Source organism: Allochromatium warmingii, from assembly GCF_900107145.1.
In the GTDB taxonomy this organism is placed as follows: domain Bacteria; phylum Pseudomonadota; class Gammaproteobacteria; order Chromatiales; family Chromatiaceae; genus Thermochromatium; species Thermochromatium warmingii.
Map to the genome: position 1 here is coordinate 1 of NZ_FNOW01000090.1, position 1,220 is coordinate 1,220.

Consider the following 1,220-nt stretch of genomic DNA (forward strand, 5'->3'; position numbering starts at 1 on the left):
ATAGTGAAATTCAATCAGGAGCAATTGAGCGATGAGTTTAATTGACGATTTAGCGAAAGCGAAGTCTGAAGAAGATGTCAAGGATGCCTATATCAAGGCATTGGGTCTGAAGCAGTATACAAAGGGTCTGGTTGATATTCAGACGTTGGAAATTTGGTTTGAGTCGAAAGATGCGCCAACCGCGCCGATCTTGATGTTTGCACAGTTGTTATTTTATGTGCGGGATGCACGGCGCAAAGGTGAGTCAATTCCACCGCTGTTAGCAGTGATTGACCGCGAAAAAGCGGCAATTATGGAAACGGCGAAAGCATTGCCGATTTTTGATGATAAGTCATTAGAGTGGCCGAAATCGGGATCAAAAGCTGATACCAAGTTTGCAGCAAAGATTGCGCCCTATATTGAGGCGCATTTTGTTGTTTATCCGATTAAAGAAGGTGAAAAGCTATTTATTGAGGCCTTTAAGCAAGCGATTCAGAATGGTCGCCCGATTCGCACGCCGATTACGCCAGATAATTTGCGTCAGGTGTTTGATAAATGGGTTGAGCGTATTGGACGTGAACTCGATGGTGTGGCCGAATCCGATTATGCGTTGCTGTTTTTTGCTGACATCATGCACGATGGAAAAAAGGCAGCAATGGAGAATTTGCCAGCGCGGTTATTACATGATGGTGAAAAGCCGTTGTTTTTGCTCAATGGTGTGACCTATGAATTAGCCAGCGAGCGCGGGTATCGTCAATTTTGGGCGATTTATCATCGTCCGCCGGAAGCGGAGCATCGTGCGTATTTATTAGAGCGACGCGATAGTTTATTGCCGGTCGATGAGCGGAGTTTTAAGGGGGCATTTTATACGCCGCTGCATATTGTCGATAAAGCCTATGAATGGCTGAATATGACGCTGGGACGAAATTGGCAGAAAAATTATCTCGTTTGGGATATGTGTTGCGGTGTGGGGAATTTAGAGGTCAAGCATTCCAATCATCGCAATTTATTTATGAGCACGCTGGATGCGGCAGATATTGATGTGATGTTAGCGAGTCGAACCTGTGCAGCGGCGACGCGCTTTCAGTATGATTATCTGAATGATGATGTGGATGCGTTGGGGCAGATTGATTACAGTTTGAGCAATAAACTGCCGCTGGAATTGCGCACAGCGATTGCGGATTTTAAGGCAAAGAAAAAAGGCGCGAAAAAGATTTTAGTGCTAATCAATCCGCCGTATG

1 protein-coding gene is annotated in these 1,220 nt (G+C 45.2%); it reads left to right on the forward strand.

All coding sequences use genetic code 11. The features are described from left to right. Positions 1-31: 31 nt before the first annotated feature. On the forward strand, positions 32-1,220 hold a 1,189-nt coding region (locus BLW10_RS13590; RefSeq protein ID WP_218139740.1), incomplete at its 3' end, for a hypothetical protein.